The 26,738-nt window shown below is 46.1% G+C and carries 31 protein-coding genes; 15 read left to right on the forward strand and 16 right to left on the reverse strand.

What is annotated here, in order from left to right:
- The first annotated feature begins 36 nt into the window (after positions 1-36).
- The 14 genes from ABCW47_RS08745 to ABCW47_RS08810 all read left to right on the forward strand — a co-directional run bounded on the left by ABCW47_RS08745 (position 37) and on the right by ABCW47_RS08810 (position 8,703).
- Positions 37-1,422: a Kelch repeat-containing protein gene (locus ABCW47_RS08745; RefSeq protein ID WP_343209471.1), complete on the forward strand. Its 1,386-nt coding sequence runs from the start codon at positions 37-39 to the stop codon at positions 1,420-1,422.
- Between the two features lie 13 nt (positions 1,423-1,435).
- Positions 1,436-1,606, forward strand: coding sequence for a hypothetical protein (locus ABCW47_RS08750; RefSeq protein ID WP_343209472.1), 171 nt, complete (start codon positions 1,436-1,438; stop codon positions 1,604-1,606).
- A 12-nt stretch (positions 1,607-1,618) separates the two neighbouring features.
- Positions 1,619-1,783, forward strand: coding sequence for a hypothetical protein (locus ABCW47_RS08755; RefSeq protein ID WP_343209474.1), 165 nt, complete (start codon positions 1,619-1,621; stop codon positions 1,781-1,783).
- Entirely contained in the window at positions 1,784-2,086 is a 303-nt protein-coding gene (locus tag ABCW47_RS08760; protein WP_343209475.1) for a CTP synthase, read from the forward strand. It begins immediately after the preceding gene.
- 75 nt (positions 2,087-2,161) lie between these two features.
- Positions 2,162-2,743 carry a hypothetical protein gene (locus ABCW47_RS08765; protein ID WP_343209476.1) on the forward strand — a complete coding sequence of 194 codons (582 nt, stop codon included), beginning with the start codon at positions 2,162-2,164 and terminating at the stop codon, positions 2,741-2,743.
- Positions 2,740-3,549: a DUF6273 domain-containing protein gene (locus tag ABCW47_RS08770; protein ID WP_343209477.1), complete on the forward strand. Its 810-nt coding sequence runs from the start codon at positions 2,740-2,742 to the stop codon at positions 3,547-3,549. Before ABCW47_RS08765 ends, ABCW47_RS08770 begins: the two co-directional genes overlap by 4 nt.
- Before the next feature lie 17 nt (positions 3,550-3,566).
- Positions 3,567-3,974, forward strand: coding sequence for a hypothetical protein (locus tag ABCW47_RS08775; protein ID WP_343209478.1), 408 nt, complete (start codon positions 3,567-3,569; stop codon positions 3,972-3,974).
- 110 nt (positions 3,975-4,084) lie between these two features.
- Complete coding sequence (locus ABCW47_RS08780) at positions 4,085-4,747, forward strand: hypothetical protein (RefSeq protein WP_343209479.1); 663 nt, start codon at positions 4,085-4,087, stop codon at positions 4,745-4,747.
- Entirely contained in the window at positions 4,734-6,551 is a 1,818-nt protein-coding gene (locus tag ABCW47_RS08785; RefSeq protein ID WP_343209480.1) for a Kelch repeat-containing protein, read from the forward strand. Before ABCW47_RS08780 ends, ABCW47_RS08785 begins: the two co-directional genes overlap by 14 nt.
- A gap of 69 nt (positions 6,552-6,620) precedes the next feature.
- Positions 6,621-6,833, forward strand: a complete 213-nt coding sequence (locus ABCW47_RS08790; RefSeq protein ID WP_343209481.1) for a hypothetical protein — start codon at positions 6,621-6,623, stop codon at positions 6,831-6,833.
- 56 nt (positions 6,834-6,889) lie between these two features.
- Positions 6,890-7,351 (forward strand): hypothetical protein, encoded by a 462-nt coding sequence (locus ABCW47_RS08795; RefSeq protein ID WP_343209482.1) that lies wholly within the window; start codon positions 6,890-6,892, stop codon positions 7,349-7,351.
- Entirely contained in the window at positions 7,344-7,628 is a 285-nt protein-coding gene (locus tag ABCW47_RS08800) for a hypothetical protein (protein ID WP_343209483.1), read from the forward strand. The genes ABCW47_RS08795 and ABCW47_RS08800 overlap by 8 nt, the downstream gene beginning before the upstream one ends.
- A complete protein-coding gene (locus ABCW47_RS08805) occupies positions 7,629-7,985 on the forward strand; it encodes a phage holin, LLH family (protein WP_343209484.1) in 357 nt (118 codons plus the stop codon).
- 10 nt (positions 7,986-7,995) lie between these two features.
- Positions 7,996-8,703, forward strand: coding sequence for a M15 family metallopeptidase (locus ABCW47_RS08810; protein WP_343209485.1), 708 nt, complete (start codon positions 7,996-7,998; stop codon positions 8,701-8,703).
- Positions 8,704-8,917: 214 nt separating this feature from the next.
- On the opposite strand, the gene ABCW47_RS08815 is transcribed toward ABCW47_RS08810, so the two are convergent.
- Positions 8,918-9,340, reverse strand: a complete 423-nt coding sequence (locus ABCW47_RS08815) for a sporulation initiation factor Spo0A C-terminal domain-containing protein (RefSeq protein ID WP_343209486.1) — start codon at positions 9,338-9,340, stop codon at positions 8,918-8,920.
- Positions 9,341-9,612: 272 nt separating this feature from the next.
- Between ABCW47_RS08815 and ABCW47_RS08820 the strand changes: the two genes are divergently transcribed.
- Entirely contained in the window at positions 9,613-10,485 is an 873-nt protein-coding gene (locus tag ABCW47_RS08820) for a DegV family protein (protein ID WP_343209487.1), read from the forward strand.
- A 102-nt stretch (positions 10,486-10,587) separates the two neighbouring features.
- On the opposite strand, the gene ABCW47_RS08825 is transcribed toward ABCW47_RS08820, so the two are convergent.
- From ABCW47_RS08825 to ABCW47_RS08895, 15 genes are all read right to left on the reverse strand, one after another.
- Complete coding sequence (locus tag ABCW47_RS08825; RefSeq protein WP_343209488.1) at positions 10,588-10,929, reverse strand: MmcQ/YjbR family DNA-binding protein; 342 nt, start codon at positions 10,927-10,929, stop codon at positions 10,588-10,590.
- 140 nt (positions 10,930-11,069) lie between these two features.
- Positions 11,070-11,330 (reverse strand): hypothetical protein, encoded by a 261-nt coding sequence (locus ABCW47_RS08830; RefSeq protein WP_343209489.1) that lies wholly within the window; start codon positions 11,328-11,330, stop codon positions 11,070-11,072.
- A gap of 141 nt (positions 11,331-11,471) precedes the next feature.
- Entirely contained in the window at positions 11,472-13,238 is a 1,767-nt protein-coding gene (locus ABCW47_RS08835) for a Na/Pi cotransporter family protein (protein ID WP_343209490.1), read from the reverse strand.
- Between the two features lie 195 nt (positions 13,239-13,433).
- Positions 13,434-14,588 (reverse strand): hypothetical protein, encoded by a 1,155-nt coding sequence (locus ABCW47_RS08840; protein WP_343209491.1) that lies wholly within the window; start codon positions 14,586-14,588, stop codon positions 13,434-13,436.
- Between the two features lie 350 nt (positions 14,589-14,938).
- Positions 14,939-16,210: a nickel-dependent lactate racemase gene (gene larA, locus ABCW47_RS08845; protein WP_343209492.1), complete on the reverse strand. Its 1,272-nt coding sequence runs from the start codon at positions 16,208-16,210 to the stop codon at positions 14,939-14,941.
- 36 nt (positions 16,211-16,246) lie between these two features.
- Positions 16,247-18,205: a GTP-binding protein gene (locus ABCW47_RS08850; protein WP_343209493.1), complete on the reverse strand. Its 1,959-nt coding sequence runs from the start codon at positions 18,203-18,205 to the stop codon at positions 16,247-16,249.
- Between the two features lie 4 nt (positions 18,206-18,209).
- Entirely contained in the window at positions 18,210-19,001 is a 792-nt protein-coding gene (locus ABCW47_RS08855) for a TIGR03915 family putative DNA repair protein (RefSeq protein WP_343209494.1), read from the reverse strand.
- On the reverse strand, positions 19,001-20,368 hold the full coding sequence (locus ABCW47_RS08860) for a putative DNA modification/repair radical SAM protein (protein WP_343209621.1): 1,368 nt from the start codon (positions 20,366-20,368) through the stop codon (positions 19,001-19,003). The genes ABCW47_RS08855 and ABCW47_RS08860 overlap by 1 nt, the downstream gene beginning before the upstream one ends.
- Before the next feature lie 173 nt (positions 20,369-20,541).
- The gene (locus ABCW47_RS08865) at positions 20,542-21,429 is read right to left on the reverse strand and encodes a diacylglycerol/lipid kinase family protein (protein ID WP_343209495.1); all 888 of its coding nucleotides are present in this window, start codon (positions 21,427-21,429) and stop codon (positions 20,542-20,544) included.
- A 26-nt stretch (positions 21,430-21,455) separates the two neighbouring features.
- Positions 21,456-22,238, reverse strand: coding sequence for an ABC transporter permease (locus tag ABCW47_RS08870; protein WP_343209622.1), 783 nt, complete (start codon positions 22,236-22,238; stop codon positions 21,456-21,458).
- A 22-nt stretch (positions 22,239-22,260) separates the two neighbouring features.
- Positions 22,261-23,022: an ABC transporter ATP-binding protein gene (locus ABCW47_RS08875; RefSeq protein WP_343209496.1), complete on the reverse strand. Its 762-nt coding sequence runs from the start codon at positions 23,020-23,022 to the stop codon at positions 22,261-22,263.
- Between the two features lie 206 nt (positions 23,023-23,228).
- Entirely contained in the window at positions 23,229-24,065 is an 837-nt protein-coding gene (locus ABCW47_RS08880) for a DegV family protein (RefSeq protein ID WP_343209497.1), read from the reverse strand.
- Positions 24,066-24,630: 565 nt separating this feature from the next.
- Entirely contained in the window at positions 24,631-25,302 is a 672-nt protein-coding gene (locus ABCW47_RS08885) for a YbjQ family protein (RefSeq protein ID WP_343209498.1), read from the reverse strand.
- A 21-nt stretch (positions 25,303-25,323) separates the two neighbouring features.
- Positions 25,324-25,953: an ABC transporter permease gene (locus tag ABCW47_RS08890; protein WP_343209499.1), complete on the reverse strand. Its 630-nt coding sequence runs from the start codon at positions 25,951-25,953 to the stop codon at positions 25,324-25,326.
- Positions 25,950-26,717: an ABC transporter ATP-binding protein gene (locus ABCW47_RS08895; RefSeq protein WP_343209500.1), complete on the reverse strand. Its 768-nt coding sequence runs from the start codon at positions 26,715-26,717 to the stop codon at positions 25,950-25,952. The genes ABCW47_RS08890 and ABCW47_RS08895 overlap by 4 nt, the downstream gene beginning before the upstream one ends.
- Positions 26,718-26,738 lie beyond the last annotated feature (21 nt).

The raw sequence follows: 26,738 nt of genomic DNA on the forward strand, positions 1-26,738 counted from the left end.
ATGTGTCTTTTTTATTGTAGAAAGGATGGTGAAGCAATGATTTTAGATGATCAAGGCACAGTTGCTGGATTGGTCAAAAATGCTGAACTGGTTGATTACAACAATACTGACTCAGGACTGACATCCAATAACGTGCAGGGAGCCATAGATGAATTAAAAGCAGATTCTGGGACAGCCAATGATAATTTACTTGGACAGATAAACGGTTTAAAAACAGATTCACATGTTCACGAAAACAAAGAAACACTGGACAGTATTCTTCAGACCGATGTTGAAAAGATCAGAAATCTTGAAACACAACTCAGTGCTCTAAAACAGGAGTTAGAAACCAGTATTGACACAGGAATAGCTTCTACAAACGAGGGGTTCCAGGCAGAAATAAAGAAATCGGTCAACAGGGATACGGCAAATCCAACTAAGTTTTTCGCAGAAGGTATGACTGGGACACTGAATGTAAAGAGTTTACGGAGTCTTCCTTATGAATTCTATGATGGTTCTGCTGTTGTATGGAATGATGAGATTCATATTTTAGGTGGTAATGGTGGTAGCACAAAACACTATAAATTAAACAGAACTTCTTGGTACTCAACAAGTACATTACCTTATGGTTTTTATTATGGTTCTGCCGTAGTGTGGAATAACGAAATTCATATTTTAGGGGGGAGCGGCGGTCATACAAAACACTATAAATTTGATGGCACTTCATGGACTTCCGTGAGTACACTACCATATGAATTTTATCAAGGTTCTGCTGTAGTATGGAATGACGAGATCCATATTTTAGGGAGTAATGCATCAGGTTGTTATACAAAGCACTACAAATTCGATGGAACTTTATGGACTTCAGTAAGTACATTACCATATAGTTTCTGTCGAGGTTCTGCTGTTGTATGGAATGATATGATTTATATTTTAGGAGGGGATGGTGGTAACACAAACAATTACAGATTTAATGGTTCATGGACTTTGGTAAGTGGTTTATCTAAAAATTTGTGTTATGGTTCAGCCGTTGTATATAATAATTATATTCATATTATGGGGAGCTATGTTAATAGTGCATATCTTAAATACCATATTATGTTGAGTGGAGCTACTACTATTACTACTACATCTTTTTTGAAAGACTTAAATTATAATTTTGGACGTGGAAATGCTGTGGTATGGGAAAATAAGATTTATATTTTGGGTGGTGGCGATTCTAGGACAAAAATATCTAATTTTGAAAAAACAGGTATTGGATGGATTTCCAGTGACAACGAAGCCTTCTTATATTATCTCCCCAAAAACACAGAAGTCGTATATGATAACACAATAACAGAAGTTCTGGGCGATGAAATCTCTAGAACTCAAGAAGGAATTTTAACCAACAGCAATCAAACTGTTTATGTTGTCGGTGCTGGCACTGTGTGCTTTAGAAATTAAGAGGTAATAATTTATGATTGATAATAGACCAATAGAGAAACTAGAGGAAATGAAAGCACGAATACTGGATCAGGAACGCGTTCAGGCAGAAATCCAGGTCAAACAGCAGGAGCAGGATGTCGTTCTTGCTTCTGTTCAGCTGAACACGGAATATCTTGCCTGTATGTCGGAAATTAATGCATAAGGAGGACTACATATGACCTATAAAAACGCCAAGAAAGTAATACAGTCCGGCAACTATGATCCTATAGTGATGCGGGACATGCTGGATACCTTTTTACTCCGAAATAGAATTACAAAGGAGCAGTATGATGAACTGATGACACTTATAGATCAGTCCATAATGACAACGGAGGCATAAATGTCAGAACTGAATCAAACAATTACATTTATTTTGTCAATATTAGGTGCTGTCTCTGTGATAGGAGGCGGCACTGCTGTTATAAGTAGGTGGTTGTCACCGTATCGAAATCTTAAAGAAAAAGTCCCGTCTCACGACAAGATGCTTGACAACGACAATAAACGGTTAAAAGATAATGAAGAGGCAGATAAGATTATCTGTCGGAGTTTATTAGCATTGTTAGATCATGAAATCACGGGAAATTCTGTTGAAAAACTTAAAAAGACAAAGGTTGATTTGCAAAATTTCTTGATTGATAAGTAAATATTTGTAGAAATAACTAATATAGATCAGGCTACTATGTCCTGATCTTTTAATATATCACTTTAAAGAAAGTAGGTGATTACAATAATTTTAGATAAAAATGGCCCTGTATCGGGCTTGGTAAAAAAAGCAGATCTGGTTGACTATGATAATACTGCTTCCGGAATGGCGGCTACAAATGTACAGGATGCTGTTGACGAGTTAAAAGCCGATTCGCATTCACATGAAAACATAAATGTTCTTTCTGGTATAACAAGTGAAAAGGTTAAGCAATGGGATGAGAAAAATGATAATAGTATAGAACTCACTAGTAAAGTCACAGAGCTAAGCACAGAAATATCTTCTATCAATACAGAGGTAACAGTATTGAAAAATACGATTTCTGTAAAAGAAAACAAACCAGAGTATATCGAATACACTCTGTTGTCTTCTGGGTGGTCAGGTTCCAGCACCCCTTATGCGTATAATCTAAGCACGACATATCCCTCTGCATCCAACGATATCGAAATCATATTAAATGGGGCTTCTACAACAGCGGAACAATATAAGGTCGTAGCTGATGCAAAAATTGTTGGAAGTTCAGACAACAATCTATATGCATTTGGTAGCAAACCAGCAATTAATATCCCAATTGTCATCAGGAGGTATTCAAAATGAGTTCAATTAGCAGACTTCCAAGTGGCGGTGGCATACTTGGAAGTATAGACCCAGTATTAGATAACAATACATGGACGCAGATCAAAGTCGTGGCAGCGGCAGGACAAGGACCAAACTACTGGGCAGTGGGTGACTGCAAAGGGGTAGAGATCAATGGCTGGGTAAGTGACGGACTTACCTTAAGCGGAACTTACTACTGCTTTATCCTTGGATTCGACCACAACAGCGAAAAAGAAGGCACTGGTATCCACTTCCAGTTCGGCAAGACCGCACTGACCGGCGGCACGGACATTGCATTTACCGACAGCGAATACGGAAAATCCGGCGGAACCGTTACATACCTGCGCATGAACTGGCAAAACAGCAATAGCGGCGGTTGGGGCGGTAGTGAGATGCGGAAAAACATATGTTCTCCGTTCCTATCCAAGCTTCCGACAGATATGCAGTCAGCAATCGCATTTTGCCAGAAGTACAGTGACAACACCGGCGGCGGTTCCAATACGGCAAGCTATGTAACCGCTACCTCCGACAAAATCTGGCTACTGTCCGAGTTCGAGGTGCATGGCACCCGGAGCTATGCCAATAGCGCAGAGCAGAACTACCAGAAACAGTATGACTACTACAAGAACGGCAACAGCAAGGTCAAGTATCGGCATAACTCAACGAGTTCGGCCTGCGCTTGGTGGCTTCGCTCCGTTTGGTCGAACAGCGGCATCGGCTTCTGCGCGATGAAAACCGACGGTAGTGCGGGCTCGTCCGGCGCCTCAAACTCGGTTGGGTTCGCGCCCGGCTTTAAAATCGGTTAGATCGGAAGGTGAATCACATGGAATATATAGCACATCGAAGATACAAGGAAGTGGGTGTCTGTGGGGAACAGCTGAATATCCCGTATGGAACACGCCTTGAAACAGACGGTGATTTCATCAAGACAAAGGACGGAAAATGCGTCTGCTTTACCACAAGCGAAAATGCGCACATCTATTTTGCAAGGAATGACGACGGGAAAGGATTGGAGCGCGGGGCGATCACCCATGCAATTGCATACGGTAAACGAGTTCCGAGGCGTTTTTCGGAAGAAGATATAGAAATACTAGAAAAATACTGGGGGAAATATCTGCGGCAGGATGCCGATACAATTCTTTTTAATCACGACTTCTTCAATGCAGACATAGAAGAACTAGGCAGGATGGTAGATTCCCTTGCAAAGACAAAGAGGTGCTTAAAGTGTTAAAAAGTATATGTAGGTGTTGATGGAGTGGCGAAATATTCATTCGATAAAAGTAAACTATAAACAAACGTACTCCGATACAGGAGTACCATTTTCATTTAGAGGAGTAAATTATGTCAATAAAAATAGGTAAAAACACAGTATCTGGATCAACCTCCTCTCCTATCGACAAGCAGCACTGGAATGAAGCTTATGAAAAATCACATGAACATGCAAACAAAGATGTCATAGATCTCATTACGCAGGAAAAAATAGATTCCTGGGATGAAGAAAAAACAGCGATTGTAAAACTTAACTCTTACCAAGAATGGGAAGATATGCAAGCAGCCGGAACATTGCAGGATGGTATCTATTACGCTACCCCTGAGTCGGAATCTACATCTTTGATTGATGACTCTGTTGAGAGTAATATAACGGCATATTCCAGCAGGAAAACAAAGGAACTGATTGATACGGCAAAGAGTTCTACTGACAGTAGTATTGCAGAAATTAATCAGAAATTGGGATATCTTGGCAGCACAACGAAATTCATAAAGAATTGTACCGTTGCTATAGATGCTACAACACTATCCTATCAGATATCAGACGATTGGATCACAGCGGATACGTGTGCTTTAATCACATATTCTAGCAATTCTACTAAACCTGCATCTGCTTCCGGTTTAAGTGCTGCTACAGCGATTGGTTTTTTAATATTTACTGCGAAGAAAGTGCCAGAAGGTACTATTACGTGCGATATTGTTTTGATAAAGGAGGTGGAAAATGCAAGCGTTTGATAATTTAACTACTGGGAATTCCGGTGGTAGACTGGTTCATTTGGATAGAATAATCGGAAGTGAGAAAATAAACACAAAAATCTTGGGGCACATGGGGATACCTTATAAATTCATTCGTGGTTCTGCTATTGTATATAATAATGAGATTCATATATTGGGTGGTGGTAGTTTAGGTTATGATACAAAACACTACAAACTCAACGACTCATCGTGGACTTCAGTAAGTACATTACCTTATGATTTCGAGTCTGGTTCTGCTGTTGTATATAATAATGAGATTCATATTTTGGGGAGTGTTATTTCTGGTAACCGCACAAACCACTACAAATTCAACGGTACTTCTTGGACTTCTGTGAGTACATTGCCATACGAATTTTATTGGGGTTCTGCTGTTATATGGAATAATGAGATTCATATTTTAGGAGGGGGTGGTGATTCTTCTGGGAATAGAACAAACCACTACAAATTCAACGGTACTTCTTGGAATTCTGTTAGCACATTGCCCTATGAATTTTATTTTGGTTCTGCTGTGGTATATAATAATGAGATTCATATTTTAGGGGGTGATGATTCTTCAAGTTATACAAGCCACTATAAATTTGATGGTATTTCTTGGCTTTCTGTAAGTACATTACCTTTTAAGTCTAGTTCAGCTGTAGTATGGAATAATGAGATTCATATTTTAGGCAGTGGTAATTCTTCTAATGATACAAAACACTACAAATTCGACAGTATTTCTTGGACTTCGGTAAGTACATTACCTTATGGTTTCAATTCTGGCGCTGCTGTTATTTATAATGATGAAATTCATATTTTGGGCGGGAGTGGTGGTTATACAAGTCGTTACAAATATGATGGTACTTCTTGGACTTCTGCGAACACGTTACCTTATGATTTTTATAATGGTTCTGCTGTTGTATGGAATAATGAGATTCATATTTTGGGGAGTAGTTATAATAGCACAAAACACTACAAATTCAATGGTACTTCTTGGAATTTTGTTAGCACATTGCCCTATGAGTTTCATGATGGTTCTGCTGTTGTATGGAATAATGAGATTCATATTTTAGGGAGTTATGTTGCTTGGGATAGAACAAAACACTACAAATTTGATGGCTCTTCTTGGACTTCTGTAAGTACACTACCATATAAATTTACTCAAGGTTCTGCTGTGGTATATAATAATGAGATTCATATTTTAGGGGGTGATGATTCTTCAAGTTATACAAGCCACTATAAATTTGATGGTATTTCTTGGACATCTGTTAGTACACTACCCTATGAGTTTCATCAAGGTTCTGCTGTAGTTTATAATAATGAGATACATATTCACGGGAGTGTTGCTGGAACAAACAGCAAGTCTCATTTTAAATTTAATGGCATTGTATGGACTAATATTGGAAACACTGAATTTGAAAATGGCTATATGAATGTGCATAATAATTTAATTCATGTCGTAAAAAATACTGTTCACTACTGTTGGGATGGGGTTAGCTGGAGAATAGATAATACTCTAATTGGATACGGGTCATTTAATATTATCATAACAAATAATGAAAAGGTTTTTCTTTTTAGTTATGAAGATAATTTAGCAGCTCTTTTCATCGAACCCCAGCTCACCAAAGACATTTCATATTATCTGCCCAAAGGCTATCATCTGCTTACAACCCCCAACATCACCACAGATACTCAAAACCTAACCAAAACTGACTCAGACTATGTAGTAACCGAAACCGGAAAAGTAGTTCTTACTCAGAGCAGCATTTCCGAAGATTTCGGTCTGATCAGCGTCATATCAGAATAAAATTATACGTTAACCAGCCAGCTAATCCCAGCTGGCTTTTATCTTGTTCAAATTTAAGGAGGAAAATTCATGAAAACAACTAATTACGTCATTGACAACAAACCGGTAACCTATGAAATCGTATCCAACGGCTACAACATCTATCTGGATGGAAAGCTCTGGATCACCCAGCACGAACCGTACATTCCGTTCAAGGATGTTACATATGAGGAATCCTGTCTGAAACAGATGGACGACCTGTGGGGAAAGAAGGAAGATACCGCTGCTGCAGAAAATGCATAACTGGATCTGACCGGCGCCTGTAACCGAAAACGCATCCTTCCTGACAGGAATACAACATGAATAATCTAATCGAACTTTTAAACCAGGTCTCCGCAGGGACCGTACTGAAATGGGTGCTGGTGATCCTGACCATCCTAAGCGGCCTCATCGCCTTTTCCATCCGCTGCTACAAGTGGATCGAGTCCTACCGGCTGAGGAAAAATCAGCTGGAAGAAAATGACCGGCTTCTGGACCAGCACAACAGCACCATTTCCGAGATCAAGAAACAGATCGGCGAGCTGGTGGACTACAACGCAGATATGACCAAGATCAACCGGATACAGACCCGGCACAGCATTGTCCGGGCCTGTATGGAGGCCCTGAACCGGGACTGCATTGACAAATATGAGCTCCAGTCCCTGGAGGACATGTTCACCCTGTACACCGACGTGCTGCAGGGCAACTCCTACGTGCTGACCCTGATGAAGAAGGTCCGGCACCTGCGGGTCATCTCCCATGAGGATGATACAGATGAATAAAAAGAACCATCCGCGGATGGAATTCAGTAAAAAGATCTTTTATATGGTCACCGGCTTTACCGTGCTGGTAACCATGTATAGTATGGCGCTGATGTGGATCACGAGAGATTCCTCGGCGCTGTCCGTTCTGATACCGGCTGTCTTTGCAGAATTTGCAACGGCAACCGGTTTTTATTATTCCAAGGCAAAAAAGGAGAATGAAATTAAGCTAAAGAAACTATATGGGACCGGTGAGGATGACTCGTCCGGTACCCTGCAGGAAGAAAGGGAAAATTAAATGGAATTAAATGATTTGCTGCAAAGCATCCTGTATGCTGTCCTGACGGTAACCCTGCCTCTGCTGGCTAAATACGCCGCAGGCCTGATCCGGGCAAAGACCGAGGACACAAAACTTGCAGAGATTTCCGATATCATCGCCTCGGTTGTCACCTGTGTTACACAGACCTATGTGGAGTCGCTGAAGAAATCCGGCAAATTTGACAAGGCCGCCCAGCAGACTGCCTTTGAGACAGCGAAACATACAGCTCTGGCAATGCTCTCCCGGGAGGCCAGAGAACTGATTGCAAAAACATACGGCGATATCGACGCCTATCTGGAAACGAAAATCGAAGAATATGTAAATCTGATCAAGTAAGGAGGCATCTATGGGAAGAGATATCACGAAATGTCATCCACGTCTGCAGAAGCTTGCAGATAAATTAGTCCAGGAATGTAAGAAGCAGGGGCTGAAAATAGGAATCAGCGAATGTCTTCGCACCGCCGCCGAACAGGACGCCCTCTATGCCAAGGGGCGCACAAAGCCTGGCAGCATTGTGACCAACGCCAGAGGCAGCTCCTATTCCTCCATGCACCAGTGGGGCGTGGCATTTGACTTTTACCGGAATGATGGAAAAGGGGCCTATAATGAGAGCGGGAACTTCTTTACGAAGGTTGGAAAGATCGGTCAGAAGCTGGGCCTGGAATGGGGCGGCGCCTGGTCGTCTATTGTAGACAAGCCCCACTTCCAGCTCCCGGACTGGGGGAGCACCCCTTCTAAATTAAAAGCCAAGTATGGGACGCCGGCCAAATTCATGGCGGCCTGGGAAGACCCGGATTATGTACCGGCTAAGACTGTAACATCCAAATCTTCCAAAAAAGATATCCTCTGGCTGCAGAGAAAGCTGAATACTTGTATCACCGGGAAAAGCTTTTCAAAATTGTCAGAGGACGGCTGTTTCGGCAGTAAAACCGATGCGGCCATTGTGCTATACTGGAAGCAGCTGGACTGGACTATCGCTGCGCCGGACAGGAATGGTTATCACAGGGCGGGCAGCAAGACAATTACTGCCCTGTCAAAAGGCCGGAAGAAATAGACTTAGTTTCCACAAAACAGGGCAGCTGCTTTACGGCGGCTGCCCTGTTTTTTTGCAGATTTTGAAATTATTAATTACCGTACTACTATCGTACCACCCGTCAATCTGACAAACCTGCTCAGGAGATGATACGTTCGTACAGATGTCGGACGGCTTACTACCGTCCGGCTGATTTTTTTGGCTTGCATCTTTTTAATTATGTTCCTGTACCCAGTTAGAAATTGACTATATTTTGCCTCTTAAGATAAGAGGACAATATATCAATGAACTCACCGGTGGATGGCTTTGAAGTCAGAGTATATCCTGCCATCTGATCCAGGAACTGACGGTTACCCCTTTTCCAACAGACATCAATGACTGTTCTTAAATTACGTTCTACACTATACAACGTTGTATTATGCCGCTTCGCTACTTCCGGATATAAACATTTTATAATCAATAATAAGCGGTCTTCATCCTCTATAGCAAGGGCAATTGCAGATGCAAGAAAATGGTATCCCATGTATGTTGCAGGGATACCCAAACTACGAATCAATCCATATATTTCTGGCAACAGAACCACTCTTCCTAATCTTCTTTTATGTTGATGGTACAGCATAAAATTTAAATATGGAAAATTTTGGATATAAAAAGACATATTTCGACATAATTTGCATATTTTTAATTATATTTGTACTCTAAGTTTATTTAATATGCATTTTAAGAATTTAGTATAACAGAAAAAAGTGTAGAATCAAAATATTCGCGGTAAAAAGACAAATTTGCAAATTATAGTCATTTGAGGTAAACTATGCCTGTGCTTACGGTAACAGCCCAATACGCATGAATACGAAATGAACTGTCCCATTGCTTTCATCAGGTACATACATAAACGGTGCAGGGGATGGAGTGAAAGAAAGGGAATTTTATATGAAGACTTATCAGATAGTAACAGATGCCACGGCTGATCTCACCCAGGATGTTGTCCAGGCACTGGGAATTGACGTCATACCGATGGAATATGATATTGACGGCGAGGTTCATACGTTTGCTCCCGGAGGGAGCGATATTTCTCTGGAGACCTTTTATTCCCAGCTTCGGGATGGAAGGCAGGCTCATACGTCCCAGATTAATCCGCTGGTATATAAGGAACATTTTGAACGTTATCTGGCCCAGGGGATGGATGTTCTCTACATCTGTTTTTCCTCCGGATTAAGTGCTACGATCCAGGGAGCTCATACCTGTATCCAGAAACTTCAGGAGAAATATCCGGACCGCAGGATTTACTGTGTGGACTCTCTGTGCGCTTCTTCCGGAGAAGGCTTTTTTGTATACAGCGCGAAGAAGAAGCAGGATGAGGGCATGGAAATCGAAGAATTAAATCAGTGGCTGAATGACCATCGGCTGAACGTTTGCCACTGGTTTACCGTGGACGATCTTGGGCATCTTCGCCGCGGCGGACGTATTTCCTCTGCCACTGCTATTATGGGAACCGCTCTCCAGATTAAACCGATACTCCATGTGGATGAGGAGGGCCATCTGATTAATATGTTTAAGGTACGGGGTAGGAAGAAATCTCTCTCAGGCCTGATGGAACATATGTCACAGACCTGGACGCCTGAGCTGGGTACAGAAGTATTTATCGGCCATGGAGACTGTCCTGCCGATGCGGACTATCTGGCCTCTCTGATCCGGGATAAACATCCCCAGGCACAGGTATCCATTTTCCCGATCGGGCCGATTATCGGCGCTCATGCCGGTCCGGGTGTGGTCGCGCTCTTCTTCTGGGGCAGCAGCCGATAGACGGAATAAGAAATCCGGTTGATGTTACAGTAAATAACAAAGGCAGCATAAACAGGTATGATATATCTCCTGTATGCTGCCTTTTTCTGATATAGAATTGTATCATTTTTTCTTCTTCGGCTTCACCAGATCGTAACTCTCGCCGATCATGCGCCTGATTTCTTCCTCCGGCACGGTCCCGTCAAGAATGACGGTATTCCAGTGATCCTTGTTCATATGATAGGCCGGAATAACGGACGTATACGTCTCTCTCCAGAGCCCGGCCCACTGTGGAGAACATTTCAGGTTCAGCCAGAATATACCTTCCCGCTCATAGACAATAGCAAAGCTTTTCTTGTTATCCCTGCAGCGCATCAGGGTCCAGTTCTGATCTTTGAACGGATGATCCTCATACACTCCCTGAAACGCAAGACAATAGCCGATCACATCTTCTCTCGTTTTCATCCTGCTCTCCCCTTCTGGATACGTTGATCTTCTTCCTCTACTATATAACAAAAGCAGGAATTATTACATAGGAAAGTTTGGAGAACTTTCCTATGCAACAAAGAAAAGACCGGGCATCCGCCCGGTCCTGTTCATTTCTCTTAATCCACATCCATCGCCGGCACATTGTTTTCCTGCACTGAAGATTCTGCCTGCTTTTTCACCATATCTTTAATGTCGTCCACCGACATCCCGTTTTTCTGCAGCAGAGTAAGTACTTCGCTGACATCCTCTTCTTTTTTCTTTGCCAGCAGGCTTGCCCGTTCTTTCTTCAATGCATCCATCTTTACCTGCAGCTTCTGAATGGATGCATCAAGCACTGCAAGCTGCTCATTGATCGGTTTTCTCTGACCTCTTGCCATTTGCACTTCTTCCTTTCCTTTGATTGTTGCCACCATCTGTCTCGCACTGGCTTGCCGGTTTCCATCTCTGCCCGGACATTTGTCCGAAAAGAAACCCATTACGGTAAAGTATATGAAAGGAAGATGCAATTTATTCCATTTTTATCGAATTGGATCACAGTAGAGTGACTCGTAGTAACGGCACAGCGCCTTGTACTCTTCCGTCTCTCCCTGGTGAATTTTATTTAACTGCTCATGGGTATCCAGCTCTTCCTTGCTGATTCTCTGGATCAGGTGGATCGCTATGTTGGAGCAGTGGTCGGAGATTCGCTCTACATTAGTAAGCACTTCGATAAAGGAGATACCTCTCTGGGTCTCACACTCTCCGGTCTGCAGACGCTGTACGTGCCTGGAACGCAGAGTTTCATTTAAGATATCTATGGTTTCCTCCAGGGGCTCCACACGCTGAGCCGTCAGCTTATCCTCGGTCTCATAGGCATCCATGGTCATCTTGAGGATATTGTCAACCGCACCCACCACATAGTGGAGTTCCTCCCGCGCCACATCTGAGAACACTAGATTCTGACTGCTGTTAAACTCGCCTACCTCCGCCACATTGACGCAGTAGTCTCCGATTCGTTCCAGATCGCCTACCGTATGCATGATCTCTGTGGCCTGCTTACTGTCCTCAGGCCGGATATCCTGCGCCGTAATCTTGACCAGATATTCACCCAGCACCGTCTCCGACTTATCCAGGAACTTTTCATTTTCCTGGAGCAGCTCCATCTGCTTCTCATCATACTTTTCCAAGAGCCCGGATGCAATTTCGAAATTCTCCCTGGCAGCCTGTCCCATGGATAAAATAACTTTTTTACACTGCTCCAGCGCCACGGCCGGTGTGGGAATAAAACGGCTGTCCAGAAGCGCCAGCTCCTCGTCGATCTTTGACACCTCGTGATCCCGGATAATCAGGCCGGACATGTGAATCAAAAGGTTGCAGAACGGCAGCAGGACGAAGGTAGTTACCAGGTTAAAGAGGGTATGGAAATTTGCGATACCGCCCCTGTTGATTACGCTGTCCCAGAAGGAAAAGCCGAACAGGGCCTGGTACCCGTATATGACAACCATCATCAGGATAACGCCGATAATATTATTCAGCACATTGATTGCAACAACTCTCTTCGCCTTTTTATTGGTTCCGATACTGGCAATCAAAACTGTAATACATTTTCCGATGTTCTGTCCCATGATAATAGGAGCCGCCATGGAAAATGTCACCGAACCGGTGGAAGAAACTGCCTGCAAAACACCGACGGAAGCGGAAGAGCTCTGCAGAATCGCCGTCACTACCGCACCTAAAAGCACGCCCAGCAGGGGGTTTTTAAAGATAAAAAAGATCTGATGAAACGCTTCGGAGTCCCGCAGGGGAGCCAGTGCGGTCTCCATCGTGGACATTCCCACAAACAAAATACCAAATCCAATGACAATCGACGCAATGTTTTTCGTCTTCGCTTTCTTTGCCACCAGAAGTATAAATGCGCCGATGCACACACAGACCGGCGCAAAAGAGGCGGGTTTTAACAGCATCATAAAAATATTATCACTACTGATATCGCCCAGACGCAGAATCTGCGCGGTAATTGTAGTGCCGATATTGGCACCCATGACCACCGGCACTGCCTGTACCAGCTTCATAATACCGGCATTGACAAAACCAACTACCATAACCGAAGTAGCCGCGGAGCTCTGTATCACAGCCGTCACAACAGCTCCCAGTGCCACCCCCTTCAGCCGGTTGCTGGTCAGCCGTTCCAAAATACGTTCCAGACTGGCACCGGCCAGCTTTTCCAGAGAGCTTCCCAGTACTTTCATGCCGTAAAGGAAAAGTCCGATGCCCCCCATTAATGTTAGAATCGAAGTTAAACTCAAATCAGTTCCCCCCACTGCCATCAGGCATTTTATCTTTTGCTGCTTTACCCTGATCTTACACAGGGTATACATTACACATAAATACATTTTACAGAAAACATACAGAAAACACAACAACAATTGATCCCTTCCGGCAGATAATTAACAAAGGCGGGAGCCCTTCCGGACTCCCGCCTTATGCTGGAAAACTATGTACTATTTATTTTTTACCTGAATGGTGTACACACCGGTTGTCTTTTTCGTATCTTTCGTGATCTTGATATAGTAGGTTCCCTTTGCAAGGGTCTTACCTGAATACCCGCTGCCGATGGTATACAGATTCACATATCCGTTATTTCTGTAGCTGTTTACCGTCTGGGTTCCCATACTCTTTCCATTGGATGAGAAGAACTCCATCTCGATGGTTCCGGATGTAATATCGCCGGTAATATACACATTGATCTTCTGGTTCTTCGGGTTTGTAAATTTAACCCAGTCTGCTTTGCTGGTCTTATCGCTGGTGGTAACCAGACCGGTCACCTTGCTGCCGTTCACCTTCAGGGCCTTTGCCTTGCTCTTTGAAGTTCCGGTCTTATCGCTGAGCGCCGTCACAGTTGCGCGAAGACGAAGCAGATCGTCTGTAGATTTGACTTTGACATAATAGGTTCCCTTCGGTACCACAAATGTCATCTTGCCGTCTGTAGAGGTATAACACTCTTCCGTAACTGCCTTTTTGTTTTTGTCGCAGATCGTGATGTAACGGCTGTACTCTCCCTGTGTCTCCACAACGATCTTGGACTGTTTGGACACGCTCAGTTTATAATACTGTGCGGTTGAGCTGTCTGCAAATGCAGAAATATACCAGGTTTTGCTCTTGATGGTCTTATTGCCGGAAGAGAATGCTCCAAGACCTACCGCTACGATACAGCCAGTCGTACTATAAGTAGAAACTTTCAGATAGTATGTACCCTTCTCCACCACATCGGTAAATCCGTCATACGTACTGTAGTTAATGGTCTGTGTGCAGGCCGCATCCGAATAGAAGTCTACACTTGCGCTCACATCCGACTGATACACAGCCGCCAGGATACCCTTAATACTCATTTCAACCGGAATAACCGCTTCCGTCATACCAGCCGGCAGAATGATTCCAAACTTATTCACCTTTGCCAGATCCGTATCTGAACCGGTTGTATACACAAACGGTTTCAGAGTCGTAACCGCATTCTCGTTTTCATCAACCACCTGCACACCAGCCGTCGGATTTGGTGCGATCGGAGCTGTGTCTTCTGCTGCACTAGCGGGTGCAATTGGCATAATCACACAAACCAATGCTAAAACAAGCGCCATCAAACGTTTCCAATTCTTCATTTTGTTGCCCTCCCTAAATGTTATTGCCGCAGATGTCATTCTCCCACCGTAATAGAACAAAGTGGGCAAACCCACCTCAGCTCCCCTAACCCCTCAATCTTTGAGGGGCTTGCACGCTTTGCGCGCCGAGCGTAGTCAGTTTCGCTGACGTTCTCCTCTTACGCGAGTGCGCATAAAATATTTGTTATTACATAGAAAAGTTTGGAGAACATTCCTATGTAATAACAATGCAAACTACGTACTGTCGTCTGACACTGTCGGCATGTTTCAATACACAATAAGTGTATCACTACTGATTTTTATTCACAACGGTTTTTCAGAAAATAAACATATTTCATCATATTTGATCATTACAGCACAATTACGGATACTCCGTCAGGAATCACCGTTATCTTGCCCTCCGGATTTCCAAGCATGGAATCTGCAATTTCCAGTGCTTCCTCCATGGAATGCGCCGGTGTCATACCAAATTCCTTCACCACTTCATCCGGGGCGTCGGAGATATATACTACCCGGGCATGCTGCAATACACGCACAAAGATCTGGGACTGCCACTGATCCGGCACTGTCCTCTCGCTGGGCGTATCCAGGAATGTCTGCCGCAGAACTTCCAGATCCTTTTCTTCTTGAAACGTGTGATAAAAATACTCTGCGCCATGTCCGTCGTTGGACTTCGCCAGCATGATAATCACGCCGTCCTTCCGGATCGTAGCTTCGGCAGCGGTCAGGCCCTTGACTGCCTGATAAATATTCTGATCCAGAGGATACCCTCCGTTGGTTGTAATAACAATATCAGCAGGTCTTGCATCCACTTTACAGTAGCGGCACAGGAAATCCACCCCGGCCAGGTGGGCTTCGTTGCAGTCGCCGGCCACCGCATGAACAATCTTTTTATCGGAGTCAATAATCACATTTACGATGAAGGCGAGATTTGCCTTCCGGGCGGCAAAAATCATATCCTCATGAATCCGGTTTCCTTCCAGTATGCCCGTCCTGGAATGGATATCATCAATAAATTCAGAGCAGTGATTCTCCAGCACGGTCCTTCGTCCCGCAATTCCAGGGAGCACGCTCTTTCTGCCTCCTGAAAAGCCCGCGAAGAAGTGAGGTTCAATAAACCCTTCCGCAACGAGAAGATCCGCTTCCATCGCCAGCCGGTTAAGGATCAGCTCGGCGCCGGACGGAAGTTTCCCCAGGTCAATCATAGCTTCCTCATCGCAGTTATGTACCACAATATGTTCCTTCTCTGCAATCTCTTCCCCAAACTTATTGATAAGTTCTTCTTTCGTGGATTCACGATGACAGCCAGTTGAGATTAAAATCGTAATCTCCGCCTCAGGATTTCCCTTCCGGATTTCCTGAAGCATAAGCGGCATAATAATCCTGCTGGGCACCGGTCTGGTATGGTCACTGGCAATGATCACTACCTTTTGTTTTCCTTCTGCCAATTCTGAAAGCGCCCGGCTGCCGATTGGATGCGCCAAAGCTTCCGCAACCAGCTCTTCCTGAGTATGTTCCGGCTTATAATCATGCAGGTGTGAAACCAGCACTCCCGCAATCCGCTTTTCCGGCAGCTCTACTGTCTTGTAGCCCTTACCATAGGGCAATTGAAACTCTCTCATCCTTTTCTCCAATCCGGGACCCGGCCCTCCCGCCTTTTATACCAGTCCCTTTTTTATCGTATGCATATAGCTCTCGGCTTCATTCCATTGTACCACAAAAGAAGTCCCCTTGGCACAGAAAACAGAGGAAGACGGATTATTCAGATCCCCATCGCAGTCATATCCCCGCCGCTCAATTATTTCTTCCGGATTATGGCAGAAATCATAACCATCGTGTTGAAACGAAATGGTACCTCTGCCCTTTGTGGCACCGGCCAGCTCCCTGCTGTAATTCATCAGGCATGCCACAGGTCCTCGCCCGGCTATGAGTGTCATACGCTCCGTACGCCCCTCTTCATCCGGTATCGGCGCCTCCATCTCGCAGAACAGCATGGACAGATCAGACATAATACGGCCGGTCTGTTCCTCCGGTATCCGTATATGAAACCGGTAGAACGGCTCCAGCAGACAGCAGTCCGCTTTTTTCAGCCCCTGGCGGATGGCACGGTATACGGCTTCCCGGAAGTCGCCGCCCTCCGTGTGTTTGATATGAGAGATACCGGCTGCCAGCGTTATCTTTACATCCGTCAGGGGCGCACCGATCAGAACACCCCGGTGTTCCTTCTCCATGACATGAGTGCGGATCAGGTTTTGAAAATTTATGCCCAGGCTGTCCACATGACATTCACTCTGAAAGGTAATTCCCGAGCCCCGAGCCCCCGGCTCCAGCCGCAGTGCGGCTTCCGCATAGTGTCTGAGCGGCTCAAAATGTCCGAAGCCCATCACCGTGCTGCGGATCGTCTCCCGGTAGAGCACCTCCGGTTCCCCGAAGCCTATGGAAAGCCCGAACCGTTCGGAAACCAGTTCCTTTACAATCTCCATGTGCACAGTTCCCATCAGACTGATCTTTAACTGCCCTGTTTCTTCTTCCCAGCGGACGGACAGGGCCGGGTCCTCTGCTTCCAGTATCTTAAAAATGCGCAGTATCTCCCGAAGCGGAATCTTCTCATCATAATTGACTGCCGCACTGAGCGCCGGAACTGTCTCATACTTCTCCCGCCCCGCGGCTTCTCCGATGATATCCCCTGCCAGCGCTTCTGTCAGGCCCGTGACCGCACACAGGTCTCCGGCTGACACCTGCGCGGCAGTCTCATACCGCTCTCCGCTGTACAGGCGGATCTGATTTATCTTCTGCTCCCCGACCACATCTTTCACGCGGAGAGTGCCCCCAGTTACTTTTATAAAGGTCAGCCTCTCACCTGCTTCCTCCTGCCGGATACGAAATACCCGGGCCGAGAAAGATTCTTTCTCCTGTTTCTCATAATCGGTCAAGCTGAACCGGCTGAACACCCGGAGAAAGGATTCGATTCCCTGGTCATATAAAGCACTTCCCCAAAGGCAGGGAAACAGTTTTTCTTCCCGGATCAGCCTCCTGGTCTCCCGTTCCCAGTCCTCCAGACGATATCGTTCCTCCAAAAAGGCTTCCAGCAGCGTTTCCTCCTGCTCCGCGGCAAATTCCAACACTTCCCCGGTCAGTCCTTCCCCGCATCCGGTCATATCTATGATCCCGGCAGAAAATGTCTGCCGGAGCTTCTGTAACAATACTGCTTTATCCACTCCCTCCCTGTCCATCTTATTGATAAACAAAAAAGTGGGAACATGGTTACTCCTCAGCAGATTCCATACAGTCTCCGTATGGCTTTGTATCCCATCCGGCCCGCTGATCACCAGCACCGCATAATCCAACACTTTCAGTGCCCGCTCCATCTCACCGGCAAAATCCACGTGACCTGGTGTATCCAGCAGGTAATAACGATCTTCCCCGTAAGAAAAAGAAGCAAGGCCGGAGAAAACAGTAATCCCCCGTGCCCTTTCAATCTGATGGCTGTCCAGAAAAGTATCCTGATGATCTACCCTCCCCGGCTTCTTCAATGCACCTGCATGACAGAGCAGCTGCTCAGAAAAGGTAGTTTTTCCGGCATCTACATGTGCCAGAATTCCAAATGTCTTACGCATCCTTTTATTCCCCTATATGTTCATACCTCGGATCGAATTCCGTCATATTAGGCCGGTACCGCTTGGGCAGCATATTGTTCTGACATCGTTCATTCTTCCGCTCCATAATAGCAATGTGCTTGACAAAATGCTTCCACAGCCCAATAAAATCCGTCTCCTCCTCCGCAAGCTCATCAGCCGCCGCCTCGTCAAACTCCGAGGCATCTGTGAGAATCCATGGAAAATCAGCCCGGTGCAGAACCGCCTTTTTTCTATTACTATCATAAATCATAAAATTCTCCAGGGCAAGCCGGTCTGCAAAATGGGGTGCAACCAGTGTCAGCACATCGCTCTTTGGCGTTATCTTTGAAAAAAGAATACCGTTTTTCAGCTGGGAAAACCGGATAAACTCCACATGGTAGTGGGCCTCATTCCCCACTCTCCGGTTCATCTCCATCACCCGGCGCACACAGTCAAACCCCAGCTGCTGTATGATAGAAGGCCCCACGGCAAAACCCCGGATAAGGAAACGGTACACCGTATCCGCCTTGTCCGGATCATCCGACAGCAGGGCGCGGATCACCTGATTGTACCCCTCCGTCCCAATCTTTCGGCGGATCGTGGCACCCACCTTCTGCGACTTCTCCTCATCCGCTGCGACAGTAACATATTCAGAAAACAATTCCAACGTTTCCTGCTGGTTCACTTTTATTTTGACATAGTCGTGGCCGTAACGGCTCATCCAGCCTTCGTAGATGCCGGTCAGAATCCCGTCCACGCTGTCCTCACATAAATATATCCTGGTCGGTTTCATCATCAGCCTGCCGCACCCCCAAACCTTGCATCATCAAACAAAGAGAGCTGCTCATAAATATCCTTGTGCTCCAGTCCAGCCGGCAGACGCTCACCGGCCGCCAGCAGATTGTTCAGAATAAATTCCTGCTTCATAGGGATGGAATACATCATCCTCCCCTTGCAGGTAATAAAATAAACCGCCCGCTTTAAAACAACACCAATCTTTTTCAAATCCGGGAAATCCAGCACCGCGCTCTTTCTCGCCATCACAATCCGTTTAGCACTCTTCACGCCAATCCCCGGTATCCGAAGCAGGGTATGATAGTCGGCCCGGTTAATCTCCACCGGGAATTCTTCCAGATGATTCACGGCCCAGTTGCACTTGGGATCGAGAAAGACATTAAAATTCGGCACCTTCTCCGACAGCAGTTCCTCCGCCTTAAATTCATAGAAACGCAGCAGCCAGTCACCCTGATAGATACGGTGTTCCCGCAGAAGCGGCGGCCCCTGTTCCTGGACCGGCAGCAGGCTGTCGTCATTCACCCGCACAAAAGCAGAGTAAAAAACCCTTTTTAAGTCAAATTTCTGATATAAAGACTGGGCTACCGACAGGATCTGATAATCACTCTCCCCGGTTGCCCCGATAATCATCTGGGTACTCTGGCCCGCAGGGACAAAGGATGGCTTATCCTCCCGAAGGATCAGATCCGCTCCCGGCCTTCCCACCGGCAGAGTATTGGGGCCGGACAGCATGGCCTGGTTCTCCCTGCCCAGCTGAATCTGACGGATCGGCTTTAAAATATTCTTCCGGTTCTTGTGAGGGGCAAGAGTGCGCAGTCCTTCCGCCGTCGGAAGCTCCAGATTCACGCTCACCCGGTCAGCCAGCCATCCGATCATCTCCACAAGGGCAGGATCGGCACCCGGGATTACTTTGATATGAATATAACCGCCGAAGCGGTACTTCTTCCTCAGAAGAAATACGGTTTCATACATTAATTCCATGGTAAGCGTGGGATTCTGGTAAACCCCGGAGCTTAAAAACAGTCCCTCAATATAATTTCTTCTGTAAAACTCCATGGTAAGCATACAGATTTCTTCCGGGGTGAACCGTTCCCTGGGCACATCATTGGACACCCGGTTGACACAGTAACGGCAGTCAAAGATACACTCATTCGTCATCAGTATCTTCAGCAGGGAAATACAGCGCCCATCCGCCGCGAAGGAATGGCAGATACCTCCCGCAACCGTGTTGCCCATCGAATAATTGCCCCTCTGCCGCTCAACCCCGCTGGAAGTACAGGCCACATCGTATTTGGCCGCATCTGTTAAAACACCCAGCTTCCGGAACAGTCCCCTGGGATGGGCCGCCGCCCTCTCCTCCTGTTCCATCCGGATGCTCTGCTGCAATGTCTCCATATAAAAACCTCCGCACACCGCTACTCGAATATATGTTCTGTATCGAGTATAACACAGTGCGCAGAGGTTTGCAATTCTTTTTTTCGAACAATTGTTCCGGTCTGTTACATGGCCGCCCGGAATCTTGCCGCCGCCTGGAACCAGCATTATTTTTTTAGAAATAATTGTAATGCACCCTGATGGTTGACAATGTCCGCTTCCATATGATCCCCTCCGAATTCACCGTCGAGGGCCCAGGGAATTGGTGCTTCCGAACGGAATACAATGTGTTCCGCTTTCAGAAGCTGTACAAATTCTGACGAAAAGTCTCCCCGCAGCAGGGCACTGACAATCGTCTGCAGTTCCATGGGATTCTTCGGGGTCTTCACCAGCAGCACTTCAAAGACTCCGTCATCCAGCACCGCCACCTTGCGGACCACACTCTTAAAGCCGCCCACTGACAGGGAATTTGTCACCATGCCATATATATAATCCCCCTCCAGTTCCTCCCCATCACAGCTGATATTCATGTGATAGGACTGAAGATTGGGAAGGCTCATCATTCCATCTACAATATAGGCGAAATGACCCAGGGCATTTTTCTTATTCTGGGACGTGCTGTAGGAGACGTCGGTAAAAGCTCCGAACGCAGCTACATAGACGAAGAATTTATCATCAAAAGCGCCCAGGTCCAGGCCTCCCACATGACCATTTACAATAACCTGAGCCGCCTTCATGGGGTCTCTTGGCAGTCCCACACTCCGGGCATAGTCATTGGTCGTCCCGCAGGGAATGTAGCCTACCGGCCGTTCCACCTGGCCAAGCTGCATTCCGGCTGCCACCTCATCCAGGGTACCGTCGCCGCCGGAACATACAATCACATCGTATTTCTTACCCTGTTTCATCACGATTTTTTTCGCATCCAGAGGTGCTCCTGTCGGATACAGGGTCACCAGATAGCCCGCCTGGGTAAATTGTTCCGCAATGGGAAGGATCTTATTTTTAATCATTCCCTTGCCCGCCCGGGGGTTCACAATAAACAGCATCTTTTTCATTTATGCATCCCACCTTTGGGTGCATTTTACAATAGTTTACTGCACTTTTCAAGCAGTTTGTACATGAGCGTGGCAAGTATACATAAAATGACAATACTCAGTAATACATAGTCCAGTTTAAATACCTGGCTTCCATAGATAATCAGATATCCAAGACCCGCCTTTGCGGCCAGGAATTCACCGATGATAACCCCGACCAGTGACAGGCCGATATTAACCTTCATCAGGCTGATGATGGAAGGGATATTAGCCGGCAGAATCACCTTCCAAAGGACATCTTTTTTCTTGCCGCCCAGCGTATAGATCAGCTTAATTTTCTCTTCCTCCACCGATCTGAAATCTTTGTACAGGGTGATAATGCTGCCGAATACCGAAACAGAAATAGCCGCGATAATAATCGTCTTCATGTTGGCGCCCAGCCACACAATAAAAACAGGAGCCAGCGCTGATTTCGGGAGACTGTTTAAAATAACCAGATACGGGTCCAGGATCGCCGCCAGCCCATCCTTCCACCACAGGCAGACCGCCACCGCAATACTGATCACCAGCACCAGCAGAAAACTAACCAGCACCTCCATCACAGTAATTCCTGTGTGATAAAAAATACTCCCGTCGCCGGCCATCTGAATAAAGCATTTCACCAGCCTGGACGGAGAACTAAAAATAAAGGGGTCTACCAACCCGATATAGGTTGTAAGCTCCCATAAAGCCAGAAATCCAATAAATATGGCCACCTGCCAGATTCTCACCCTTTTTTCTTTCAGCAGCCAGTTTTTCACATAGTTCCTCTGCCCCTGAGACAGGCTCATATCCAGGGTGGCCGCCTTTAACTCACTCTTTTTGTGACCCACCGTGATTCAGCTCCTCCCAAATTAGATTAAAGTAATGACTAAATTCAGGGGCGCTTCTCATGTGAAATGGTGTTCTCTCCCCTTCAACCGTCATATGAATCGGAACTTCCCGTATTACTGTGCCGGGCCTTGCGGACATAACAATTACCCTGTCGCTCATGCTGATTGCTTCTGCAATATCATGGGTAATCAGAATTGCCGTTTTCTGTTCCTTTTTGATAATCTGCCAGATATCGTCCGACACTTCCAGTCTTGTCTGATAATCCAGGGCGGAAAAAGGTTCATCCAAAAGCAGAATATCCGGTTCCAGGAGCAAAGTCCTGATCAGTGCCGCTCTCTGACGCATACCGCCGGAGAGTCCTGAGGGCTTGGTATCCCGAAAACCGAACAGGCCATACGTCTGCAGTTTTTCATCAATCATCAGGTAGCTGTCATCGGTCAGCTTATTCTGAACCTCCAGCCCCAGCGTGATATTTTTCAGTGTCGTCCTCCACTCCAGCAGATGATCTTTCTGCAGCATATAACCAATACTATTCTGATTTATTTCAATACTTCCGCTCTCCGGTTGCAGCAAACCCGCAATTAAAGAAAGCAAAGTAGACTTTCCGCAGCCGCTGGGTCCAACAATCCCCACGAATTCACCTTCATCTACCGTAAAATCCACATCTTCCAGAGCAATCGTCTCTCCGGACAGCTCGTGGTAAGAATAATTTACGTGATTCACATGAAGCAGCTTTGCCATATGATACCTCCTTAAAACATTTATACATCCAATATATGCACAAACCGAAAAAGTGCACCGCCTCCGGAGTACCGGCTTACAGGTTCAAACGGTGTTCAAGAACTAAGTCCCTGCCGTTCCGTGAGGTATCCCGGGCATAACAAAACCAGGCTGCAACAGAGGTTACCCGTCTATTGCAGCCTGGTATAATGTTTTCTCAGTTATATCTAATAGCAGACAATAATGCCGCCGTCGTTGGCATACAGGGAACTGATCCCCGCCGTATCCACAATTATAACATCTTTAAACTTTACTTCCGAGAGCAGCAGTTCTTTCATATATAAGGCCCTCTCGTAGTTATTGCAATGGGCGATGCCAACCGTCCGATTCTCCGGATCTACAGCATCTTCCTTCACCGCTTTGGCCATCAGCGCCAAGGCTTTCTTCATTCCCCGTCCCTGGGTTTTCTTATCAATCTCCCCCTCCGGCGTGGCCGTCATAACCGGCTTGATATTCAGTGCGCTGGCAATAATCGCAGTAATGTTGGAGAGACGTCCATTTTTCCGCAGGCTTTCTAATGTCTCCAGGACAAACTTTGTTCCCATCTCATCCCGGAACTTAATCGCCTCCACACAGACCTTCTCAAAGCCCTTCCCGGCCTCTTCCAGTTCCTGTATCTTAAGTGCGATCAACCCCTGTCCTACAGAAGCGGAGCGGGAATCAATCACATAAATATTCTTCTGGGGATTTTCCTCCAGATACAAATTCTTGGCAAGCTCCGCACTGTTATAAGAACCACTGAGTTTCGCGGAAAGCGTCACCACATAAATATTCTCTTCCCCTCCAAAATGCTTCATATAATCTTCCGGTGAGGGGCAGGAAGACTTGGGGCAATTGGGACTGGCTGCCATACGGCGCAGAAAATCCTTCTGGTCAAATGTATCATCATCCACAATTGTATAGTCATCAACATGAATGGATAAGGGCACAAATTCAAAGTGCTCATTTTTCTTATATTCTTTCGGTAAATCAGTACAGCTGTCACAAATAATCCGGTAGCCCATATGTTATCCTCCAAACAATACATACCACACAACGTAGTATTCATTACTATGTAATATACCATGTGGACTATTATAATGTCAATTCCATAACGGTACTATAACACACCAAAACTAACGATTTAATAGAAATTTTATAAAATGTCACCACGCAGAAATGGAATCCAAAGCAAATGGAAAATTCTTTTTCCAATTTGCTTTGGGTTTTATTTCTATGGGGCGATAGCCCTAAGCCCGGGGAACCGCAGGTTTCACGGGCTTACGTGGTGACAAATACTTAATCACCCGTATCGTTTATTTCTATGGGGCGATAGCCCTAAGCCCGGGGAACCGCAGGTTTCACGGGCTTACGTGGTGACAAATACTTAATCACCCGTATCGTTTATTTCTATGGGGCGGCAGCCCTAAGCCCAGGGAACCGCAGGTTTCATGGGCTTACGTGGTGACAGCCCAATTATTCAAATTGATTTTCAGAAACATTTACCTCAATTGTAGCATCCTTAATATCATTTCCATAATTTAGCCGATTAACCATTTTATTGTTCCTGCCCTTCCTCTTTTCTATGTATCACTCTGTCAATACAGCCGTCCCGCTGACAGCAATCACAGCCACGGTTCCAATTGTCGAATACTCAAAGCTTACTCCAATAAGCGCGTTAGCGTTAAAGTCCTTTACTTTTTCAATCAGCCGCTTCACCGCCTCATCCCGGCCTTCTTCCAGCTTCTCGCCGATTCCGCCTGCTTCAACACCGAATACATCGGAAAAACCCGCTGAGAACTGTTTCATAAAGCCAGTTCCCATTACCACTTCCGAGGCTACGACTCCTTTGTATTCTTTTATTGTATATCCCTCAAAATTATATCCGGTAGTCATCAGAAAAAAGTCCTTTTTTCTCTGTTCCTCAGCCTGCAGTTTACTTCTCTCTTCTGTCAATTTTCTTCTTTCTTCCTGTATTCTTCTCCTCTCATCATCATCCAGCCATTGTTCCTCAGCAGTATCAATCAACCCCTGAAGACAATCCAATACCTGCGGATCCATTTCCTTATCATTCATGCAAGAGATAAAATAGCCCTTTTCTTCTTCAAATTTATCCTTTTCCTTGCCGGCATACGATAATAGCTTTTTCTTATGATCACTGCATGTACCACAAATACGATAATCCGGCATTTCCGGTCTCAGCGCCTCATCCTGTATCCATCCGCTTTGTTTTTTACCACAAACACAACATACAATTGCCATCCTCTTATATCTCCTTCCCATCTATTTTGTCCGAAACAGCACCTTCTCCGCCAGTGACAAAATGCCGTTTGTCACGACGGCCAGCCCCGCCGACAGGATACTCCCCCAGATAATCTTGTTCACATGAAACGTGCGCAGCCCATCCAGCAAAATGCTTCCCAGTCCCCCCGCATTGATCGCGGCCGCAATGGTAGCAATGCCAATGGTAGAAACCACGGCAAGCCTTACTCCGGCAAACAGCGGCTTCAGCGAAAGCGGAAGCCTTACCTTCCACAGAATCTGCATCCTGCTCATACCCATTCCCGCAGCCGCCTCCACCACAGCCGGGTCCACCTGGTTTAAGCCGTCAATAAAGTTGCGCAGCAGCAGGTACTGGTTGTACAGGGTCAGCACCAGGATTGCTGTCTTTCTGCCCAGGCCTGTAAGCGGAATCAACAGTGCAAAAAGCGCCAGGCTGGGTATGGAATAGACTGCGGAAAACACCGAGATCAAGATTCCCGCAGCTGCGTCCTTCAGCATGGCGACTGCAGTAAGAAGCCCTGCCAGGACAAGGGAGATTCCCAGAGTGATCAGCACGATCTCCACATGTTCCCAGAGAGCCGCAAGCAGCTTGTTATGATACTTTACAAAATATTCCATCAACCCGGTCACAGCAAATCCTCCCAGAAAGCTTCCTGACGCCTGGATGAGGCGATCAGGGATGCCACAAAATCATCAGCAGGGTTCTTCACAATCTGTTCCGGGGTGCCGAACTGACAGATTGCCCCCCGGTTCATGATCATGACCCTGCTGCCCAGGTAAAATGCCTCATTGATATCGTGGGTCACAAACAAAAATGTTTTCTTCGATGCCTGATGAATCTTTAACAGTTCTTCCTGCAAGTTCACCCTGGTAATGGCGTCAATCGCCCCGAAGGGCTCATCCAGCAGCATGACATCCGGGTCCGCGCTCAGTGCTCTCGCAAGCCCCACTCTCTGCTGCTGCCCTCCTGAAAGCTGGGCAGGATAACGCTTCCTGAATTCCCCCGCATCCAAGCCCACCAACGTCAAAAGCTCCGTCACCCGCTCCGCGGTCTTCTCCCCCGGCCATTTCAAAAGCTTAGGCACAACCGCGATGTTTTCCTCTATTGTCATGTGCGGAAACAGCCCCACCTGCTGTATGACATAACCTATTTTCCTCCTGAGGGCAACCGGATCGGCCCCGGCGATATCCTCCCCAAACAGGCGGATGACCCCCTCATCCGGCTCATACAGCCGGTTAACCATTTTCAGAAGCGTGGTTTTCCCGCAGCCCGAAGACCCAAGTATCGTAACCAGCTCCCCATGCTCAATCCGGCAGCTAACATGGTCTACCGCCAAATAGGTGCTTCCCCCGAACTTCTTGCTAACCTGTTCAAATTCAATCGCTGTGCTCATCTTCCGGTCACCCTTATCCTT

Origin of the sequence: Anaerolentibacter hominis (assembly GCF_032380675.1) — a bacterium.
Classification (GTDB): Bacteria; Bacillota; Clostridia; order Lachnospirales; family Lachnospiraceae; genus Anaerolentibacter; species Anaerolentibacter hominis.

Excerpts from the sequence above, each read along its gene's own strand:
- ABCW47_RS08745 (WP_343209471.1), top strand. The coding sequence starts at position 37 with ATGATTTTAGATGATCAAGGCACAGTTGCTGGATTGGTCAAAAATGCT.
- ABCW47_RS08750 (WP_343209472.1), top strand. The coding sequence starts at position 1,436 with ATGATTGATAATAGACCAATAGAGAAACTAGAGGAAATGAAAGCACGA.
- ABCW47_RS08755 (WP_343209474.1), top strand. The coding sequence starts at position 1,619 with ATGACCTATAAAAACGCCAAGAAAGTAATACAGTCCGGCAACTATGAT.
- ABCW47_RS08760 (WP_343209475.1), top strand. The coding sequence starts at position 1,784 with ATGTCAGAACTGAATCAAACAATTACATTTATTTTGTCAATATTAGGT.
- ABCW47_RS08770 (WP_343209477.1), top strand. The coding sequence starts at position 2,740 with ATGAGTTCAATTAGCAGACTTCCAAGTGGCGGTGGCATACTTGGAAGT.
- ABCW47_RS08775 (WP_343209478.1), top strand. The coding sequence starts at position 3,567 with ATGGAATATATAGCACATCGAAGATACAAGGAAGTGGGTGTCTGTGGG.
- ABCW47_RS08780 (WP_343209479.1), top strand. The coding sequence starts at position 4,085 with ATGTCAATAAAAATAGGTAAAAACACAGTATCTGGATCAACCTCCTCT.
- ABCW47_RS08785 (WP_343209480.1), top strand. The coding sequence starts at position 4,734 with ATGCAAGCGTTTGATAATTTAACTACTGGGAATTCCGGTGGTAGACTG.
- ABCW47_RS08790 (WP_343209481.1), top strand. The coding sequence starts at position 6,621 with ATGAAAACAACTAATTACGTCATTGACAACAAACCGGTAACCTATGAA.
- ABCW47_RS08795 (WP_343209482.1), top strand. The coding sequence starts at position 6,890 with ATGAATAATCTAATCGAACTTTTAAACCAGGTCTCCGCAGGGACCGTA.
- ABCW47_RS08800 (WP_343209483.1), top strand. The coding sequence starts at position 7,344 with ATGAATAAAAAGAACCATCCGCGGATGGAATTCAGTAAAAAGATCTTT.
- ABCW47_RS08805 (WP_343209484.1), top strand. The coding sequence starts at position 7,629 with ATGGAATTAAATGATTTGCTGCAAAGCATCCTGTATGCTGTCCTGACG.
- ABCW47_RS08810 (WP_343209485.1), top strand. The coding sequence starts at position 7,996 with ATGGGAAGAGATATCACGAAATGTCATCCACGTCTGCAGAAGCTTGCA.
- ABCW47_RS08815 (WP_343209486.1), bottom strand. The coding sequence starts at position 9,340 with ATGTCTTTTTATATCCAAAATTTTCCATATTTAAATTTTATGCTGTAC.
- ABCW47_RS08820 (WP_343209487.1), top strand. The coding sequence starts at position 9,613 with ATGAAGACTTATCAGATAGTAACAGATGCCACGGCTGATCTCACCCAG.
- ABCW47_RS08825 (WP_343209488.1), bottom strand. The coding sequence starts at position 10,929 with ATGAAAACGAGAGAAGATGTGATCGGCTATTGTCTTGCGTTTCAGGGA.
- ABCW47_RS08830 (WP_343209489.1), bottom strand. The coding sequence starts at position 11,330 with ATGGCAAGAGGTCAGAGAAAACCGATCAATGAGCAGCTTGCAGTGCTT.
- ABCW47_RS08840 (WP_343209491.1), bottom strand. The coding sequence starts at position 14,588 with ATGAAGAATTGGAAACGTTTGATGGCGCTTGTTTTAGCATTGGTTTGT.
- larA (WP_343209492.1), bottom strand. The coding sequence starts at position 16,210 with ATGAGAGAGTTTCAATTGCCCTATGGTAAGGGCTACAAGACAGTAGAG.
- ABCW47_RS08850 (WP_343209493.1), bottom strand. The coding sequence starts at position 18,205 with ATGCGTAAGACATTTGGAATTCTGGCACATGTAGATGCCGGAAAAACT.
- ABCW47_RS08855 (WP_343209494.1), bottom strand. The coding sequence starts at position 19,001 with ATGATGAAACCGACCAGGATATATTTATGTGAGGACAGCGTGGACGGG.
- ABCW47_RS08860 (WP_343209621.1), bottom strand. The coding sequence starts at position 20,368 with ATGGAACAGGAGGAGAGGGCGGCGGCCCATCCCAGGGGACTGTTCCGG.
- ABCW47_RS08865 (WP_343209495.1), bottom strand. The coding sequence starts at position 21,429 with ATGAAAAAGATGCTGTTTATTGTGAACCCCCGGGCGGGCAAGGGAATG.
- ABCW47_RS08870 (WP_343209622.1), bottom strand. The coding sequence starts at position 22,238 with ATGAGCCTGTCTCAGGGGCAGAGGAACTATGTGAAAAACTGGCTGCTG.
- ABCW47_RS08875 (WP_343209496.1), bottom strand. The coding sequence starts at position 23,022 with ATGGCAAAGCTGCTTCATGTGAATCACGTAAATTATTCTTACCACGAG.
- ABCW47_RS08880 (WP_343209497.1), bottom strand. The coding sequence starts at position 24,065 with ATGGGCTACCGGATTATTTGTGACAGCTGTACTGATTTACCGAAAGAA.
- ABCW47_RS08885 (WP_343209498.1), bottom strand. The coding sequence starts at position 25,302 with ATGGCAATTGTATGTTGTGTTTGTGGTAAAAAACAAAGCGGATGGATA.
- ABCW47_RS08895 (WP_343209500.1), bottom strand. The coding sequence starts at position 26,717 with ATGAGCACAGCGATTGAATTTGAACAGGTTAGCAAGAAGTTCGGGGGA.